Origin of the sequence: Sedimenticola hydrogenitrophicus (assembly GCF_029017505.1) — a bacterium.
Taxonomy (GTDB): Bacteria; Pseudomonadota; Gammaproteobacteria; order Chromatiales; family Chromatiaceae; genus Sedimenticola; species Sedimenticola hydrogenitrophicus_A.
On record NZ_JAQGEI010000008.1, the window covers coordinates 92313 to 108042 of the forward strand.

Annotated in this window: 19 protein-coding genes and 1 tRNA gene; 14 read left to right on the forward strand and 6 right to left on the reverse strand. The window is 61.8% G+C overall.

Annotated features, from left to right (window positions below):
• Positions 1-74 precede the first annotated feature (74 nt).
• The 11 genes from ybgC (at position 75) to O9K64_RS06735 (ending at position 8564) form a co-directional block, all read left to right on the forward strand.
• Positions 75-479 carry a tol-pal system-associated acyl-CoA thioesterase gene (gene ybgC / locus O9K64_RS06685; protein WP_275097300.1) on the forward strand — a complete coding sequence of 135 codons (405 nt, stop codon included), beginning with the start codon at positions 75-77 and terminating at the stop codon, positions 477-479.
• Entirely contained in the window at positions 479-1153 is a 675-nt protein-coding gene (gene tolQ, locus O9K64_RS06690; protein WP_260291366.1) for a protein TolQ, read from the forward strand. Before ybgC ends, tolQ begins: the two co-directional genes overlap by 1 nt.
• A 33-nt stretch (positions 1154-1186) precedes the next feature.
• Complete coding sequence (tolR, locus tag O9K64_RS06695) at positions 1187-1612, forward strand: protein TolR (RefSeq protein WP_275097301.1); 426 nt, start codon at positions 1187-1189, stop codon at positions 1610-1612.
• Between the two features lie 7 nt (positions 1613-1619).
• Complete coding sequence (gene tolA / locus O9K64_RS06700; RefSeq protein WP_275097302.1) at positions 1620-2627, forward strand: cell envelope integrity protein TolA; 1008 nt, start codon at positions 1620-1622, stop codon at positions 2625-2627.
• 8 nt (positions 2628-2635) lie between these two features.
• The gene (gene tolB / locus O9K64_RS06705; protein WP_275097358.1) at positions 2636-3964 is read left to right on the forward strand and encodes a Tol-Pal system beta propeller repeat protein TolB; all 1329 of its coding nucleotides are present in this window, start codon (positions 2636-2638) and stop codon (positions 3962-3964) included.
• A complete protein-coding gene (pal, locus tag O9K64_RS06710; RefSeq protein ID WP_275097303.1) occupies positions 3961-4497 on the forward strand; it encodes a peptidoglycan-associated lipoprotein Pal in 537 nt (178 codons plus the stop codon). Before tolB ends, pal begins: the two co-directional genes overlap by 4 nt.
• A gap of 20 nt (positions 4498-4517) precedes the next feature.
• The gene (ybgF, locus tag O9K64_RS06715; RefSeq protein WP_275097304.1) at positions 4518-5423 is read left to right on the forward strand and encodes a tol-pal system protein YbgF; all 906 of its coding nucleotides are present in this window, start codon (positions 4518-4520) and stop codon (positions 5421-5423) included.
• Positions 5424-5465: 42 nt separating this feature from the next.
• Entirely contained in the window at positions 5466-6107 is a 642-nt protein-coding gene (gene queE, locus O9K64_RS06720) for a 7-carboxy-7-deazaguanine synthase QueE (protein WP_275097305.1), read from the forward strand.
• Between the two features lie 258 nt (positions 6108-6365).
• Entirely contained in the window at positions 6366-7034 is a 669-nt protein-coding gene (queC, locus tag O9K64_RS06725) for a 7-cyano-7-deazaguanine synthase QueC (RefSeq protein WP_275097306.1), read from the forward strand.
• Between the two features lie 134 nt (positions 7035-7168).
• The gene (locus O9K64_RS06730; RefSeq protein ID WP_275097307.1) at positions 7169-8431 is read left to right on the forward strand and encodes a YeeE/YedE family protein; all 1263 of its coding nucleotides are present in this window, start codon (positions 7169-7171) and stop codon (positions 8429-8431) included.
• Positions 8432-8488: 57 nt separating this feature from the next.
• Positions 8489-8564, forward strand: a tRNA-Lys gene (locus O9K64_RS06735).
• A gap of 348 nt (positions 8565-8912) precedes the next feature.
• Here the strand turns inward: O9K64_RS06735 and O9K64_RS06740 are convergent.
• The 3 genes from O9K64_RS06740 to O9K64_RS06750 form a co-directional block, all read right to left on the reverse strand.
• The gene (locus O9K64_RS06740; RefSeq protein WP_275097308.1) at positions 8913-9656 is read right to left on the reverse strand and encodes a Crp/Fnr family transcriptional regulator; all 744 of its coding nucleotides are present in this window, start codon (positions 9654-9656) and stop codon (positions 8913-8915) included.
• A gap of 189 nt (positions 9657-9845) precedes the next feature.
• Positions 9846-10334 carry a hypothetical protein gene (locus O9K64_RS06745; RefSeq protein ID WP_275097309.1) on the reverse strand — a complete coding sequence of 163 codons (489 nt, stop codon included), beginning with the start codon at positions 10332-10334 and terminating at the stop codon, positions 9846-9848.
• Between the two features lie 233 nt (positions 10335-10567).
• Positions 10568-10708, reverse strand: a complete 141-nt coding sequence (locus O9K64_RS06750; RefSeq protein ID WP_275097310.1) for a hypothetical protein — start codon at positions 10706-10708, stop codon at positions 10568-10570.
• Positions 10709-10857: 149 nt separating this feature from the next.
• On the opposite strand from O9K64_RS06750, the gene O9K64_RS06755 reads away from it, so the two are divergent.
• On the forward strand, positions 10858-11205 hold the full coding sequence (locus O9K64_RS06755) for a hypothetical protein (protein ID WP_275097311.1): 348 nt from the start codon (positions 10858-10860) through the stop codon (positions 11203-11205).
• On the opposite strand, the gene O9K64_RS06760 is transcribed toward O9K64_RS06755, so the two are convergent.
• Entirely contained in the window at positions 11189-11986 is a 798-nt protein-coding gene (locus O9K64_RS06760) for a TatD family hydrolase (protein WP_335342248.1), read from the reverse strand. The two genes, O9K64_RS06755 and O9K64_RS06760, sit on opposite strands and share 17 nt — an antisense overlap.
• A gap of 277 nt (positions 11987-12263) precedes the next feature.
• Here O9K64_RS06760 and xthA point away from each other — a divergent pair, with 277 nt between their 5' ends.
• Positions 12264-13079 carry an exodeoxyribonuclease III gene (gene xthA, locus O9K64_RS06765; RefSeq protein WP_275097312.1) on the forward strand — a complete coding sequence of 272 codons (816 nt, stop codon included), beginning with the start codon at positions 12264-12266 and terminating at the stop codon, positions 13077-13079.
• 6 nt (positions 13080-13085) lie between these two features.
• Positions 13086-13454, forward strand: coding sequence for a hypothetical protein (locus O9K64_RS06770; protein WP_275097313.1), 369 nt, complete (start codon positions 13086-13088; stop codon positions 13452-13454).
• Here the strand turns inward: O9K64_RS06770 and O9K64_RS06775 are convergent.
• Both O9K64_RS06775 and mtaB read right to left on the reverse strand, forming a co-directional pair.
• Positions 13447-14178 carry a phosphatase PAP2 family protein gene (locus O9K64_RS06775; protein WP_275097314.1) on the reverse strand — a complete coding sequence of 244 codons (732 nt, stop codon included), beginning with the start codon at positions 14176-14178 and terminating at the stop codon, positions 13447-13449. The two genes, O9K64_RS06770 and O9K64_RS06775, sit on opposite strands and share 8 nt — an antisense overlap.
• Before the next feature lie 153 nt (positions 14179-14331).
• On the reverse strand, positions 14332-15618 hold the full coding sequence (gene mtaB / locus O9K64_RS06780; protein WP_275097315.1) for a tRNA (N(6)-L-threonylcarbamoyladenosine(37)-C(2))-methylthiotransferase MtaB: 1287 nt from the start codon (positions 15616-15618) through the stop codon (positions 14332-14334).
• Between the last annotated feature and the right edge of the window lie 112 nt (positions 15619-15730).

The following is a 15730-nucleotide window of genomic DNA, read 5'->3' on the forward strand; positions in this document are numbered from 1 at the left end:
CCCGGCGTCCCGGCGAGCGATGTATACCCGCCGCATGGCCGGGAGTTTCGGTATTTGGTTAAATTGTGACAGGCGTGAAGGAATTTCTCTGGCCGGTTAGGGTCTACTACGAAGACACGGATTCGGGTGGTGTGGTTTACTATGCCAACTACCTGAAATATATGGAGCGGGGTCGCACCGAATGGCTGCGCAGCCTGGGTTTTGAACAGGATGCGCTGCGCGAAAAAGAGGGCGTCCTGTTCGCGGTGCGCCAAGTCGGTATCGAGTACCGGTCACCCGCCCGTTTCAACGATGCGCTACAGGTAAGTGTGCAACTTTTTTCCAGGGGAAAGGCGAGTTTGGTGTTCCGGCAGGAGATCCGATCGGCAGTCGACGGCAGGGTGCTGTGTGATGGTGAGATCAAGGTCGCCTGCGTTGACGCGCGCAGCTTTCGTCCGACCCCTATCCCCCAAGTCCTTCTATCGGTGATCTCAGGATAATGGCAACAGATCTCTCTTTTCTCTCCCTGGTGGCGGGTGCCAGTCCGCTGGTGCAGCTGGTGATGGCGGCGCTGCTGCTCGCCTCGCTCATCTCCTGGACCATGATATTCGACCGTTCCCGGGTGCTGAAGCGCGCCCGGCGGGCCGCGGAGGCGTTTGAACGGCGCTTCTGGTCCGGTGGGGATCTCGGCGAGCTGTACCGGGAGCTGGACCGGGAGGACGCCCTGGCCACCGGCATGGCGACCATCTTCCATGCCGGTTTTCGCGAGTTTGCTCGGCTGAAAAAGAATCCCGAAATCGAGCCGATGGCGGTGGTGGAGGGGGCACGCCGCACCATGCACGTGGCGATGAACCGGGAGATGGATGGCCTGGAGAATAATCTGACATTTCTCGCCACGGTCGGCTCCACCAGCCCCTATGTCGGCCTGTTCGGCACCGTCTGGGGCATCATGAACTCGTTCCATGCCTTGGGCAATGTCAAGCAGGCGACCCTCTCCCTGGTGGCGCCCGGTATTGCCGAGGCGCTGATCGCCACCGCCATGGGCCTGTTCGCCGCGATTCCGGCGGTGGTCGCCTACAACCGTTACTCCAATGATGTGGAGCGGCTGAACGGACGCTACGAGGATTTCCTCGATGAGTTCACCACCATTCTGCAGCGCCAGGCCCATGTTTGATTCTGATCGCGCTCGCGGAAGGGGGGACGGGCGATGAGCCGGCAGAAAAAGAGCCGCCGGCCCATGGCGGAGATCAACGTGGTCCCCTATATCGACGTGATGCTGGTACTGCTGGTGATCTTCATGATCACCGCCCCGCTGCTGACCCAGGGGGTCAAGGTGGATCTGCCCCAGGCGGAGTCGGAGCCGCTGCCGGCCGAGGTGGATGACCCGGTGGTGGTGTCGGTGAACAGCCAGGGCGAGATGTTCATCGATGTCGGCGAGGCCAAGGAGCAGCCGGTGGACCCGGAAACCCTGGTCACCCGCATCGCCGCCATCATCAGCTACAAGCCGAAGACCCCGATCATGGTCAAGGGCGACCGCAACGTCGACTATGGCCGGGTGGTGGAGGCGATGGTACTGATACAGCAGGCCGGTGTGCCCAATGTCGGCCTGATCACCGAGAATCCGGAGCGATAACCCAGGTATGCTGCAGATTCTCAAGCGCAATCCGTTGGCGGCGGTGATCGCCCTGCTGATGCATCTGGCGATACTCCTGTTCATGGTGGTGGGGGTCGACTGGCTGGAGAAACCGGTGCAGCCCCCGTCCACCGTGCAGGTGGTACAGGCGCGGGTGATCGACGAAACCAAGGTGCGTGAGCAGGTGCAGCGGCTACAGCAGGATGAAGCGCGCCAGGCGGAGGCCAAGCGGGCCGCGCGGGAACAGGAAGAGCAGCGGCTGGCGGAGCTGAAGCGCCAGCAGGCACAGGAGCGGCAGCATCTGGCGGAACTGGAGAAGCAGCGGCAGGCCGAGGATCGCAAACGCGAGGTGGCGAAAAAGCAGCGGCTGGAAGAGGAGCAGCGGAAGAAAACCGCGGAACAGAAGCGTCTGCAGGCCGAGAAGGAGCATAAGGCCGCCGAGCTTAAACGCCAGGCGGAAGCGCAGGCGCGCAAGGAGGCGGAAGCCAAGCGGGTAGCGGAGCAGAAGAAGCGCCAGGAGGCGGAAGCCAAGCGGGTAGCGGAACAGAAAAAACGCCAGGAGGCGGAAGCTAAAAAGGCGGCGGAAGAGCAGCGACGCCAGGCCGAGGCGGAGAAGCAGCGCAAGGCCGAAGAGGCCCGACTCAAGGCCGAGGCGGAGAAGAAACGCCAGGCGGAGGCGGCGCAGAAGGCGCGGGAGACGGAGTTGCTGGCGGCCATGGAGGCGGAGCACAATGCACGGGAAAGGGATCGCTACATCCTCCAGATATCGCAGAAGGTGGTGCGCGCCTGGCTGCGTCCCGCCGGTTTCAGTGAGGGCCTCAAGTGCACCCTGCGGGTGCGCCTGGCCCCGGGCGGCAGCGTGCTCGCGGTGAGCGTGATCCGCGGCAGCGGCAACGGCGCCTTTGACCGCTCGGCCGAGGCGGCGGTACTCAAGGCGGATCCGCTGCCGGTTCCCACCGGGACGTTGTTTGAGCAGTTCCGGGACATCAACTTTGAATTTGATCCGAACAAGTAATGACTATGATGAAAAGATTTCTGAGTTTAATCCTGCTGCTGTGCTGGGCTGTCAACGCCGGCGCGGCACCCCTCACCATCGAGATCACCGAGGGCGCCGAAGGGGCGCTGCCGATTGCTGTGGTGCCGTTCGCCTGGGCCGGTCCCGGCGCCGGACCTGGCGCCGCCGATGTCGGCGGTGCGATCGCCGAGATCGTACGCAACGACTTGCAACGCAGCGGTCGTTTCTCCGCCCTGCCGGTGAAGGATATGCTGGCCCGCCCGCAGTCGGATAGCGATGTGGAGTTCCGCGACTGGAAGGTGCTCGGCATGGACAACCTGGTGGTGGGCCAGGTGCGGCCAAACGGCCAGGGCGGCTACCTGGTGCGCTTCCAGCTGTTCGATGTGTTCAAGGGCGAGCAGTTGGCCGGCTACAACTTCCCCACCACCAGCCGCGACCTGCGCTCCACCGCGCACCGCATCGCCGATATCATCTACGAGAAGCTCACCGGGCAGCCCGGCGCCTTCGATACGCGCATCGCCTACGTGGTCTCCAGCAACAAGGCGGACGGTTCCCAGGAGGTGTCGCTGAAGGTGGCGGATGCCGACGGCTTCGACCCCCAGACCATAGTCACCTCGTCCGAACCGCTGATGTCCCCCGCCTGGGCGCCGGACGGGCGGCGTCTCGCCTATGTATCGTTCGAGCAGAAAAAGGCCTCCATCTACGTCCAGGAGGTGTTCACCGGCCAGCGCCAGAAGGTCGCCTCGTTCAAGGGGATCAACGGCGCGCCGGCCTGGTCGCCGGATGGCCGCAAGCTGGCGCTGACCCTCTCCCGGGACGGCAATCCGGAAATCTATGTGTTGAACATCAACACCAATGCCCTGACCCGTCTGACCAACCACTACGCCATCGATACGGAGCCGGCCTGGTCACCGGATGGGCGCTTCATCATCTTCACCTCGGATCGCGGGGGGAAGCCCCAGATCTACCGGGTTCCCGCCTTCGGTGGCAAGGTCAGCCGGGTCACCTTTGAAGGGGACTATAACGCCCGCGCCTCCTACGCCCCGGATGGCGCGTCCGTCGCCCTGGTGACCCGGCAGGGAGGTGACTTCCGCGTGGCGGTGCTGAATCTGGCCAACAGCGCCCTGCAGGTGCTGAGCGAGGGACGGCTGGACGAGTCCCCCAGTTTTGCCCCGAACGGCAGCATGATAATTTACGCCACCAAGATCAACGGCAAGGGAGAACTCGCCGCGGTCTCGGTGGATGGCCGCATCCGCCAACGGCTGGCCCTCCAGGAGGGGGATGTCCGTGAGCCGGTCTGGTCACCCTATACCAAAACCAACAGGAGAAACCCATGAAACTGAAAGCGCTCAAGTTTGCCCCCTTACTGGCTCTATCGCTGCTGCTGGCCGGTTGTGCCGGTATGACGGGCAGCGAACAGGCCCAAGACGGAGCCCCCATTACCGAAGGGGGGCAGGATGGCTCAGCCGATGGTGCCCAGACTTCCGGTGCACAGGAGGGTGGTGCCTGGAGCGGCAGCCCGCTGGAGAATCCCGACAGCCTGCTCTACACCAAGACCATCTATTTCGATTACGATGTGGACGAGGTGCGCGCCGATTACCGTGATGTGGTGGCCGCCCATGGCGACTACCTGGCCGCCAATCCGGCCGTGACCGTCACCATTGAGGGACACGCCGACGAGCGCGGTTCCCGGGAGTACAACATCGCCCTGGGCGAACGTCGCGCCAACGGCGTCAAGCGGCTGCTGATGGCGCAGGGAGCGGCGGAAAACCAGATCATCACCATCAGCTATGGCGAGGAGCGACCCGCCGCCATGGGCTCCGGCGAGACCTCCTGGGAACTCAACCGGCGCGCTGAATTCGTCTATTGATGATGCCTATTGGGAGAAAAATGGTGACCAGAACCCCGTTCGGCCTGTTGGTCGCGCTGTTTCTGATCGGTGTCATGCAACCGGCACTGGCACAACAGCGGGCAGAGAAACTGACCCCGCAGCAGGCCCAGGCACGGCAAATAGAGCTGCTGGAGCGCAAACTGGCGGCGATGGCGGATCTGGTCCTGCGGGTGGATGCCCTGCAACGTGAGGTGCAGCAGCTGCGTGGCGAGATCGAGGTGCAGAATCACGCCATGGATGCCCTCAAGAAGCGGCAGCGCGATCTCTACCTGGATGTGGATCAGCGGATCAACCAGCTGGCCCACGGCAGCGCCCCGACGACCGGGATGGCGCCGCCGGCCGCGACACCTCCGGACGCCGGGGCGGTGGTAGCGGCCGAGACGCCACCCGGCGCACCGGGGACCGATGCCGAATCGGGGAGCGCGCCGCCGCCGGCGGCCGAACCTCCTCCTGTCGCCACAGCCGACACGGGCGAGGTGCCTGCCCCGCAACCGGCACTGGCCGCCCCGATCGATACGGTCGCCGAAGAGCGGGATTACAAGGCGGCATTCAGTCTGCTGATGCAGCGTCGCTATGACGAGGCGCGCAGTGCCTTTCAGGCGTTTCTCGCCCGTTACGGTGCCGGCGGCTATGCCGATAATGCCCAGTACTGGCTGGCCGAGGCGAGCTATGTGACCCGGGACTTCGATGTGGCCCTGGAGGGGTTTCAGAAGGTGGTCAATGAGTATCCCAACAGCAGCAAGGTGCCGGATGCGATGCTGAAGAGCAGCTTTATCCATTACGAGAAACAGCAGTGGAGCGAGGCGCGTGATATCCTGCAGCGCCTGGTGACGCTCTATCCCAGCTCCACCGCCAGCCGCCTGGCCACGCAGCGCCTCGACCGCATGCAGGCGGAGGGACACTGAACGATTTATACTGGTTAGATCACGCTTGGCGGACGGCTTTACATGGCGCAACTGCGCATCACCGAGATTTTCTATTCCCTGCAGGGTGAGTCGAACAGCGTGGGTCTTCCCACGGTGTTCGTGCGCCTGACCGGCTGTCCCCTGCGCTGTGGTTACTGTGACACCAGCTACGCCTTCAAGGGGGGCGAATGGCTGACGCTTGAGCAGGTGCTGGAACAGGTGGCCGCCTATGCGCCCCATTATGTGACCGTGACCGGGGGCGAGCCGCTGGCCCAGGCGGCATGCCTGGAGCTGCTTACGGCGCTCTGCGATGCCGGTTACCGGGTATCGCTGGAGACCAGCGGTGCGCTGGATATCGCCCGGGTCGATCCCCGGGTGGTGAACGTGATGGACCTGAAGACCCCGGGTTCCGGCGAGGCGGAAAAGAACCTGTTCAGCAATATCGAGTGGCTGAAACCGGAGGATCAGGTCAAGTTCGTCATCTGTGATGCGGGCGATTATGCCTGGGCCTGCGAACAGCTGCGCAGTTGGGATCTCGACAACCGCTGCGAGGTGCTGTTCTCGCCGGCACTCGGCCTGCAGGACGCCACGCAACTGGCGGAGTGGATCCTGCGGGACCGGTTGAACGTGCGTTTCCAGATCCAGCTGCACAAATACCTGTGGGGCGATGTTGCCGGTAAATAATCCGTAACTACTCATGGGGTGATTGGCCTGCCTTGTTGGCCGATCTTGGTGGCGCCTCGAATCCGGCCCCTTTTTCAGATTGAAGCCTGCCCTTGTTTGAGCGAAGCGAGTTTGGGCAGGCGCTGAAAAAGGGGCCGGATTCGAGGAGACAAGCCATCGTGTGAGGCCGGCAAGACAGGCCAATCACTTACAGACCGAGTGAGTTGTTACAATAATCCCAACCTGACGCATTCCAGCTTGACCGATTGAAGTGACGTGATGAAAAAAGCGGTAATCCTACTCTCCGGCGGGCTCGATTCCGCCACCGCCCTGGCCATCGCCCGCGCGCAGGGTTATGCCTGCCATGCCTTGAGCCTGGCCTATGGTCAACGCCATGCCGTGGAGCTGGAGGCGGCCGGGCGTGTGGCCGATGCCCTGGGGGTGGTGGAACACAAGGTGATCCCCATTGCCCTGGACTCCTTCGGTGGCTCGGCCCTGACCGACCGTGCGATCGCGGTGCCGGAGACGGAGGGCGAGGGCATCCCGGTCACCTATGTGCCGGCCCGCAACACGATCTTTCTCTCCCTGGCCCTGGGCTGGGCCGAGGTGCTGGGCGCCCGCGACCTGTTTCTCGGGGTCAATGCGGTGGACTACTCGGGCTATCCCGATTGCCGCCCCGCGTTCATCGAGGCGTTTGAAAAACTGGCCAACCTGGCCACCAAGGCCGGTGTGGAGGGGCAGCCGTTCCGGATTCATGCCCCGCTGATTGACATGACAAAAGCGGAAATCATCCAGACCGGCAGCCGACTGGGCGTGGATTATGGCCTCACCATCTCCTGCTATCAGGCGGATGCCGCCGGTGTCGCCTGTGGCCGCTGCGACTCCTGCCGGTTGCGCGCCCAGGGTTTTCGCGAGGCCGGGGTGGCCGACCCGACGCCTTACCAATAAACCCGGCCCTATTGCTATAAACCCCAGTAGATCATCTTTCACTTATAGGCTAATCTTGCCCCTCCGGCCGTCGCCGGCCTAATAAAATGACAGGCATCCCAAGATGCCGACACCGAGGTTTGAGGAGGTACATCATGGCTTTCGAGTCCTTTTTTGCGGCCCAGTCGTTCCTGCTGTGGGCGACATTCATCATCGCCCTGATCATGGGCGTGGTGGTCAACAAGACCAACTTCTGCACCATGGGCGCGGTTTCCGACGCGGTCAACATGGGCGATACGGGCCGCATGCGCGCCTGGTTCCTGGCCATTGCCGTGGCCATGGTCGGCGTTGCCGTGCTCGAATACCTGGGGTTGCTCAACCCGGGCGGCTCTTTCCCCCCTTACCGGGCGAATCAGCTGATCTGGGCCGAGAACATCCTCGGCGGCCTGACGTTCGGCATCGGCATGACCCTGGCCTCCGGTTGCGGCAACAAGACCCTGGTCCGCATCGGCGGCGGCAACCTGAAATCGGTCGTGGTGTTGCTGATTATCGGTGTGATCGCCTTCTTCATGGTCAATCCCTTCCCGGGCTCGGACCAGACCCTGATGTCGGTGCTGTTCTATGACTGGATCCGTCCCCTCTCGGTGACGCTCAGCACACCCCAGGATCTGGGCTCGGTGGTGATGGGTAAGGACGCCGCCGGCGCACGCCTGGGGATCGGCCTGGGGCTGGGCCTGCTGTTGCTGGTCTATGTCTTCAAGTCGGCCGATTTCCGCGGCAACTTCGACAATATCCTGGGGGGGCTGATCGTGGGGCTGGCGGTGCTGGCAGCCTGGTACGTCAGCGCCAACGTGAAGATCGATCTGGACGGTGAGCTGCATTCCCTCAGTGGCTATGTGCAGCAGTGGGATTTCCTGGCCGACTCCGCCGCAGGTAAACCCGCCGACAGCCGTCCGTTGAGTACCCAGTCCTTCACCTTCATCAATCCCATGGGGCAGACCCTGGGTTACGCCGCCGCCGGCTTCAAGTCCAATCTGCTGACCTTCGGGGTCATGGCGCTGTTGGGGGTGATGGCCGGCTCGCTGCTCTGGTCCCTGATCAGCCGCAGTTTCCGCATCGAGTGGTTCGTCGACTTCAAGGATTTCACCACCCATGTCATCGGCGCCATCCTGATGGGCTTTGGCGGCGTACTGGCCATGGGTTGCACCATCGGCCAGGGCATCACCGGGACCTCCACCCTGGCGATCGGCTCGTTCCTGGCGCTGGGCTCCATTATCCTGGGCAGTGCCCTGACCATGAAGGTGCAGTATTACAAGCTGGTGTATGAGGATGAGGCCAGCTTCCTCAAGGCGCTGCTGACCGGCCTGGTGGACCTTAAACTGCTGCCGGAGCGCCTGCGCAAGCTGGAAGCCGTCTGAGCCGGGCATTACCCGTTGACTGGTTCAACGGGTAATGTATAATCCCGCGCTTTGTTGGGGCCGTTAGCTCAGTCGGTAGAGCAGTGGATTTTTAATCCATTGGTCGTAGGTTCGAATCCTACACGGCCCACCATTCTCATTCGAAGCCCGGACCCCGCGTCCGGGTTTTTTTGTTTCCGACAACGCGATTCAAGCCTACGACTTCAAACAGCCAGGTTCGACAGCGGAGCTGCATGAGGGCGCGCAGCGACCGAATCATCCTACACGGCCCACCATTCTCATTCGAAGCCCGGACCCCGCGTCCGGGTTTTTTTGTTTCCGACAACGCGATTCGAACCTGCGACTTCAAACAGCCAGGTTCGACAGCGGAGCTGCGTGAGGGCGCGCAGCGACCGAATCATCCCGCCCACCACTCTTATTCGAAACCCGGACCCCGCGTCCGGGTTTTTTGTTTCCGAAAACGCAATTCGAACCTGCGACGTCAAACCCAGAGAGCGGAGAGCAACACCTCTTCGTTACCCTGGATCTCGATCTCCCGGGAGCGGTTACGGATAATCCCCGCCTCCTGCAGCCTGGAGAGGGCCCGGCTGAGGGATTCCGGCCGCAGACCGAGATGGATGGCGATATCACCCTTGGTCATGGGCAGGGTGACGGTTCTTCTGCCGTCGCTGGTCATGATGCCCTTGCGTTGGTAGAGATCGTTCAGGAACAGCAGAAAGCGCCGGTCCGCGCTGAGATAGCGTCCCTGCACGATGGTCCGGTTGGTGTAGCGGATGCGTTTGCCCAGCAGTTCCAGTATTTCATGCTGGAGCTCGGGGATCTGGCTGCAGAGCGTCTCGATCTGTTGAAACGGCAGTTCGCAGATCCAGGTGTTCTCCAGTGCCACGGCATCATTCTGATATTGGACATCACCCACCGCCTCGATGCCGATCAGTTCACCGCTGAAATAGAAACCGTGGATCACCGGTGTGCCGTCATCCAGGGAGGATTCGAGTTTCACCGAGCCGGACTGGATGGCGAAGATGGACTTGAACGGGTCTTCCATCCGGAAGATGGTTTCACCGGGTTTGTAGGGACCGCGTTTACGGATGATGCCGGTGATACTGTCGGTCTGGCTCCTATCCAGGTTGGTGCCGATACACTTCCTGGGCAGCGAGCAGGAGTTGCAGTCCCGATCGTTGTTGATCAGATGCAGACCACAGGTGCCGCTTTTTTTTTGTGCCATCCATCGCTCCGGGGTGATCTTGTCGCCGATGGTATTGCCATCCTGCTGTGTGTTTAAGCATAGCGGATGCCCGGGTGATTACACCCTCTTTATCCATCAGGTATTTGCGCCGGTCGAGTGGGTGTCGTGGCAGGGTTGGATCGCGTAACGAGCGTCACCCCAACACAGGGTTTAGGGCTTGCACATGAATTATCGCAGCGCCAGCATCGCCTGTTGGGCGGACGGCGTTTTCATCGGACCGAACCCCGCCAGGTTGTCCAGCTGACTGTTGACCTGGTCCAGCTCCTTTTCCGCCTGCCGTGAGCGTTGCCGTTTCACTGCGGCGTAGATAAGGCCGCCGGGCATGGCCGCGACAATGAGGGCGTCGGTAGCGGTAAAACTGTTCTTCTGGATCGTATCGCTGAGATCTTCCTGACGCTGTTTCAACTGTTGGCTGAGGGCCTGGATGTCCTTGATCAGCTGTTGCCGGTCGATCACCGTCAATGAGTAGATGAGTCCATTGCCGGCCGCTTCCAGGCTTCGGTTTGCCATCCATGCAGCGCTGCCGTCGTCCAGCTGGGTGGCCAGCACCGCCGGCGACAGGAAGCAGATCAGCAGGCTGAGCCGAGCAAGCCGGATGGGGTGTTGGCCGTGGGGTGCGTACATGTTGATACCCTCATGAACGGGATATCCTTGCACAGCGACATTTCCAGGAAAATGAAATACGGATATCGGTTTTCGGTAGCTTGTAAGCTAGCCGCTCTCCGGGTGGCGGTACGTGAACTGCATCAATGTGGATGGGGATTATTCATTTTCTGTGACAGGGGCGGCGGGTGTGCCGTGCATGGTGCCGTATTTTGTGGGATAGGGTTCACGCTCCGGCGACAGTGGCAGGCAGGCGCCGGGATCGCGGGATTTAAATCCAGTGGGGTCTACTGCTCGGTATGCTTTTCAGCCGGGTCCTGGCATGATTTGTTATCCTCGCGGCGGCTGCGATTTTTTGTCCCGATGAGAAAAGCGGAGATCAGCACGAACAGGGCCAGGGCGGCGAATGTCAGGTTGTCGAAGATCATGGTGGATTGCCTCAGGATTGCTGCTTAAGAGGATGATTAAATACTAATATATATGACGGGCATAATCCCGCTTTGTTGAATTCAATTATTTTATGCTGCCCAAGAATATTTGATGGAGCCTGTCATCGACAGGGAAGGAGTTTCTATTGATGGTGCGATATTTATTTCTCGGCTTGCTGCTGGCCGCGTTGCCGCTGCAGGCACAGCAGAGACCCCAGGTGCTGGGCTACGGGGTGAAGGGCTGCGATCACTATAACCTGGTGTTCGAGGGTTGGGAGAACGGGCAAGGCGACCACATAGCGGAGTATATCCACTATCGCGACTGGCTGACCGGACTGGTGACCGGGCTTTCACTGGCCACCGGGAGTGATGTGCTGAAAGGGGTCGAGATCAAGGGGGCCATGCGCCGGATTCAGGTCTATTGCGATGAACATCCGACGGATGATTTCTTCACCGCCTCCATGGATCTGATCCGCATACTCAGTGGACTGAAGTAGCCGGCAGATTGAATAATGAGCGGGCGTTGGCGCTGGTCTGCTGCGCCAGCTGTTCCGCCGCAATCCCCTTCAGGTTGCCTATGGCGAGCAGCACTTCGGGCAGATAGGCCGGTTCGTTGCGCTCCCCTCGATGTGGCGCGGCGGGCTGATCGGGGGAGTCGGTCTCCAGCAGCAACGAGCCGACCGGCAGCCAGGCGATCAGGCCGTGCAGGCGGTGGGCGTTGGCATAGGTGGCCGGTCCCCCGAAGCCCATCATAAAGCCCATGTCGATCAGCCGCTCGGCCTGCTGCCGGCTGCCGGAAAAACTGTGCAGGACGCCCTTGATCCCGGGGAAACGGCGGAGTGTCAGGATCACCTGCTCAACCGCCTTGCGGGCGTGCACAATCACCGGCAGGTGGTGATTCCGGGCCAATTCGAGCTGCGCCTCAAAGAACTGCTGCTGCCGCTTCCGGTCGGGGTCCGGGATATGGAAATCCAGTCCGCATTCGCCGACGGCTACCGCATCGCCCTGCTCCAGCCAGCCGGCCAGTGCGCTCAGCTCCCGCTCGCTGTGCCGCGGCATGAACATCGGGTGCAGGCCGTAGGCCGGGCGCAGCTGGGGATGCTGTTGACAGAGCTGACGTAGCGCCGCCCAGCCCGAGGCCTGGATCGCCGGTACGATCAAGGTGCCGACCCCGGCCTTTGCGGCCCGCGCCAGCACCTGTTCAAAGTCGGGAGTGAAGCTGGGATCATCCAGATGGGTATGGGTATCGATGAGTTCCATGCCAGGTAGTATAAACAACCGCGGGATCGCGTGGCAGCGGCTGTGCAAGCGGCACGGACATGCTAAGGGCCCGCGCAAGAATAAGTTCCTGTATTCGGTCGCCCCTGGACCCCGCTGGCGGCGTTACGCTTTTTGGCAAGGGAACAGCCATTGCCTGCAAAGCGTGCCTTGCCAGCGGGGCCCAGGAACGCCCTCGGTACTACGGAATTATTCTTGCGCGGGCCCTAAGGTTTGGTGGCGACGGGTCAACGGCTGCCGCTATACTCTGTCGACTGACTGGCAAGCGAGGGTGGTTATGAAGGTTGTCTCGTTTAATACCAACGGCATCCGTGTCCGCGAACATCAGCTGGCGAGACTGAAGGAGCGTTATGATCCGGATGTCATCGGCATCCAGGAGACCAAGGTGCAGGATGCTGAATTCCCCCTCGGGATGATCGAGTCCCTGGGCTATCACGCACACTTTTATGGCCAGAAAGGACATTATGGGGTGGCACTGCTCTCCAAGCAGGAGCCGCTGGTGATCCAGAAGGGTTATCCGTTCGATACACCGGACGCGCAGCGTCGCATCATCTGCGGCGAATACGCCACCGCCTCCGGTCGGTCGATCAAGGTGATCAATGGTTATTTTCCCCAGGGCGAGAGCCGGGATCACCTGGTCAAGTTTCCCGCCAAGCGCCAGTTCTACGCCGACCTGATGCGCTATCTGCGGGAGACGTTCTCGGCGGATGAACCGGTGCTGGTGATCGGTGACATGAACATTGCCCCGCTCGACCGGGATGTCGGTATCGGCGAGGACAACGCGAAACGCTGGCTGAAGAGCGGCAAGTGCAGTTTCCTGCCCGAGGAGCGGGCGTGGATGGAGGGCCTGTTGGGGTGGGGTCTGTCAGACACCTATCGCGCGCTTTATCCCGAGACCGCCGACCGTTTCAGCTGGTTTGATTATCGCAGCCGCGGTTTTGACCGGGAGCCGAAACGGGGCTTGCGCATCGACCTTATCCTGGCCAGCCCGATGCTGCAAAACTGCTGCACGGACGCAGGAATCGCCTATGATATAAGGGAAATGGAGAAACCTTCCGATCACTGTCCGGTGTGGGCTGAATTTTCGATCTGATACGCTATGGAATCACAGACGCTGTTTCTTAACGACTGGGAAAATGGAGGAGTTGAGGTGATCAAGCGCGCCTTCAATCTCACTGACAGCCGTCTGACCGGAATCAACCTGCTGCTGGCCTCCTACTCGCGTGATGCCTTCTGCGGCGAGGCGTTTGTACTGTTCCGCCAGGGCAGGGCACTCTATGAGGTGAATGCCAGCCACGACTCCAGCGACTGTATGGATGGTCAGTGGGAACCGGAGGAGACGCTACTGATGGCGCTGGAGTTCCGGCTGGAGAAGGGACGCCTGGGGTTGCGCACCGACGGCAAAAACCTGTTCGCCGACGAACTCCGCTTTCTGCTGGCGGAACTGAAAGCGAACGGCTTCAGTTGAAACCCAGCCGCTGAAACAAGCGTGTCACCCGACGCTCAAACCAGCCCAGCAGCCGCCGGTGCAGCGGCGTGGCGAACAGCCAGCTCAGGGTGATCAGGCCGAGACTCACCGCACCGACTATCTCGTCCGTGACCCAGTGCGCACCACTCATCAGGCGGGGCAGGGTGAACAGCACCATAAACAGCAGCGCCAGCAGGCCGTGGACTCGCGGCAGGTAGGCGAGGGCGAATCCGGCGCACAACAGCAACACCAGCCCGTGGTCACCGGGAAAACTGTCGGATGAGAAGTCCTTGGTGGCGATGTCGGGCACCAGTTGGGTCAGGCGCAACGCCTCGGGAAAGTGGGCGGTGGCGCTTGGCCGCTCGATCGGCAGCTCCTTGCTGATGGCCAGCGTCAGCAGCAGGGTGATAAACATCATCAAACCCACGGCGATATAGTGTGGCAGGCGTTTCCGGTCGCGCAGCAGTGCCTGGTGGGCAAACAGCAACAGCATGGCCAGCGCGGCGGCCAGATCGAAGGCCCGGTGGTTGGCGATCGCCCAGAGACGCCGCCACCCCTCACCCCAGTTCAGGGAACGGTTCATCGCCCAGAACAGCTGCTCATCCAGGGCCAGCCAGAGCGCGCGGGTGGGCTCGATCAGCCAGCTGAACAGCAACAGCAGTGCCAGCAGGTTGGCCAGCATCAGCGGGGTCTTGTGCCATCCGGCATCCATCTTGTTATGCAAGTCTAGTGCTCCGTCAATGTGATAGTTGCGAGTTCAGTGAGTTTGTCAGCGTTCATGGCAAGGCGCGCCTCGCCGGCAATGGTCGGTTCTCTTGGCAAGAGGCGCAACGCCGTCCATGGGCGCCGAATCCGTAATTATCATATTGACAAAGAACTACTGTACAAGGGTTGCGGTCAGGGCGTCGCCCGCATCGGCAAGCCGTTGCAGCTGCGCCTCAACGATACGGTTCTCCAGGTTGTCGCCGGGCGATTGCGCGATGTTTACCCGCAGAAAGTTGGGCGTATAGCCGCTCCAACCGGCGGTGGTGTCCGTTGGCGCGCTCTCCACCAGGACCGGAAAGCGGCGTCCCACAAAACGTTCCAGGGTCTCCCGGTTCAGTTGTTCGCCGAGCTGGTGGAGCGTTTCGCTGCGCTGGCGTATCAGCTCCCGCGGCACCGGGTTGGGGAGTTCCGCGGCCCGGGTGCCGGGGCGCGGTGAGTAGGCGAAGATATGCAGATGGCCGAAACCGATCCGCTCGACAAGTGCCAGGGTCTGTTGCCACTCCCGGTTGTTTTCGCCGGGGAAGCCGACGATGATGTCGGTGGTCAGGTTGAGGTCTGGCACCCGTTGGCGGGCCTGTTCGGCCAGCCGCTGGAACTCGCCGCTCTTGCAGCGTCTGGCCATGCGTTTCAGTACCGAATCGGACCCGCTCTGGATCGGCAGGTGCAGGTGGGGCATCAACCGGGGATTTGCGAACAGGTCCCAGAAGTTTTCCGGCAGATCCCAGGGTTCCACCGCCCCCAGCCGCAGGCGCGGGATGCGGGTGCGCTCCAGCACCGCCCGGATCAGCTGATAGAGGTCGCTGCCGTTATCGCTGCCGTAACCGCCGATATGCACGCCCGTCAGCACCACCTCGTGGATTCCCTGCCTTACCTGCTCGTTGATCTCCGCCACCACTTGATCAACGGGCACCGAGCGCTCTGCGCCCCGGGCCACGGTGACGATGCAGAAGGTACACTGGTAGCGGCAGCCATCCTGGATCTTGACGAAGGCGCGCTGCCGCCCGTGGCCGAGCAGACCGGATTCGCCCGGCGCCGTGGCCTGCTGCGGCATGGCGTGCAGATCCAGTTCCCGGCTGGTGATCTCCACCAGGCGCTCCTTGTCCCGGTTGTCCACCACCAGGTCCACCCCGAGGCTCTGGGTGCTCTCTGCCGGGTCCAGCGTGGCGTAACAGCCACTGACCACCAGCTTGGCGCGGGGGTTGCGGCGCCGCGCGCGGCTCAGCAGCTTGCGCGATTTGCGTACCGCCTCGCCCGTCACTGCGCAGGTATTGACCACCACCAGATCGGCGTCAGCCAGTCTGGGGGTGATCTGGTGGCCGCGGGTTTCGAAATCGCGGGACCAGCTCTCCAGCTCCGCTTCGTTGAGACGACAGCCCAGGGTTTTCAGGTGTATGCGCATCGGTGTGTTCGGTATTACTGTGCAGAATCCGGGCAAGTTTACGGTTGTCTGCGGGGGATGCAAGCGATCGGCGACATTTATCTCATTGGGCAGAGGCTCACAGGATGAGCCG

Excerpts from the sequence above, each read along its gene's own strand:
- tolQ (WP_260291366.1), top strand. The coding sequence starts at position 479 with ATGGCAACAGATCTCTCTTTTCTCTCCCTGGTGGCGGGTGCCAGTCCG.
- tolR (WP_275097301.1), top strand. The coding sequence starts at position 1,187 with ATGAGCCGGCAGAAAAAGAGCCGCCGGCCCATGGCGGAGATCAACGTG.
- tolA (WP_275097302.1), top strand. The coding sequence starts at position 1,620 with ATGCTGCAGATTCTCAAGCGCAATCCGTTGGCGGCGGTGATCGCCCTG.
- tolB (WP_275097358.1), top strand. The coding sequence starts at position 2,636 with ATGAAAAGATTTCTGAGTTTAATCCTGCTGCTGTGCTGGGCTGTCAAC.
- pal (WP_275097303.1), top strand. The coding sequence starts at position 3,961 with ATGAAACTGAAAGCGCTCAAGTTTGCCCCCTTACTGGCTCTATCGCTG.
- ybgF (WP_275097304.1), top strand. The coding sequence starts at position 4,518 with ATGGTGACCAGAACCCCGTTCGGCCTGTTGGTCGCGCTGTTTCTGATC.
- queE (WP_275097305.1), top strand. The coding sequence starts at position 5,466 with ATGGCGCAACTGCGCATCACCGAGATTTTCTATTCCCTGCAGGGTGAG.
- queC (WP_275097306.1), top strand. The coding sequence starts at position 6,366 with ATGAAAAAAGCGGTAATCCTACTCTCCGGCGGGCTCGATTCCGCCACC.
- O9K64_RS06730 (WP_275097307.1), top strand. The coding sequence starts at position 7,169 with ATGGCTTTCGAGTCCTTTTTTGCGGCCCAGTCGTTCCTGCTGTGGGCG.
- O9K64_RS06740 (WP_275097308.1), bottom strand. The coding sequence starts at position 9,656 with ATGGCACAAAAAAAAAGCGGCACCTGTGGTCTGCATCTGATCAACAAC.
- O9K64_RS06750 (WP_275097310.1), bottom strand. The coding sequence starts at position 10,708 with ATGATCTTCGACAACCTGACATTCGCCGCCCTGGCCCTGTTCGTGCTG.
- O9K64_RS06755 (WP_275097311.1), top strand. The coding sequence starts at position 10,858 with ATGGTGCGATATTTATTTCTCGGCTTGCTGCTGGCCGCGTTGCCGCTG.
- xthA (WP_275097312.1), top strand. The coding sequence starts at position 12,264 with ATGAAGGTTGTCTCGTTTAATACCAACGGCATCCGTGTCCGCGAACAT.
- O9K64_RS06770 (WP_275097313.1), top strand. The coding sequence starts at position 13,086 with ATGGAATCACAGACGCTGTTTCTTAACGACTGGGAAAATGGAGGAGTT.
- mtaB (WP_275097315.1), bottom strand. The coding sequence starts at position 15,618 with ATGCGCATACACCTGAAAACCCTGGGCTGTCGTCTCAACGAAGCGGAG.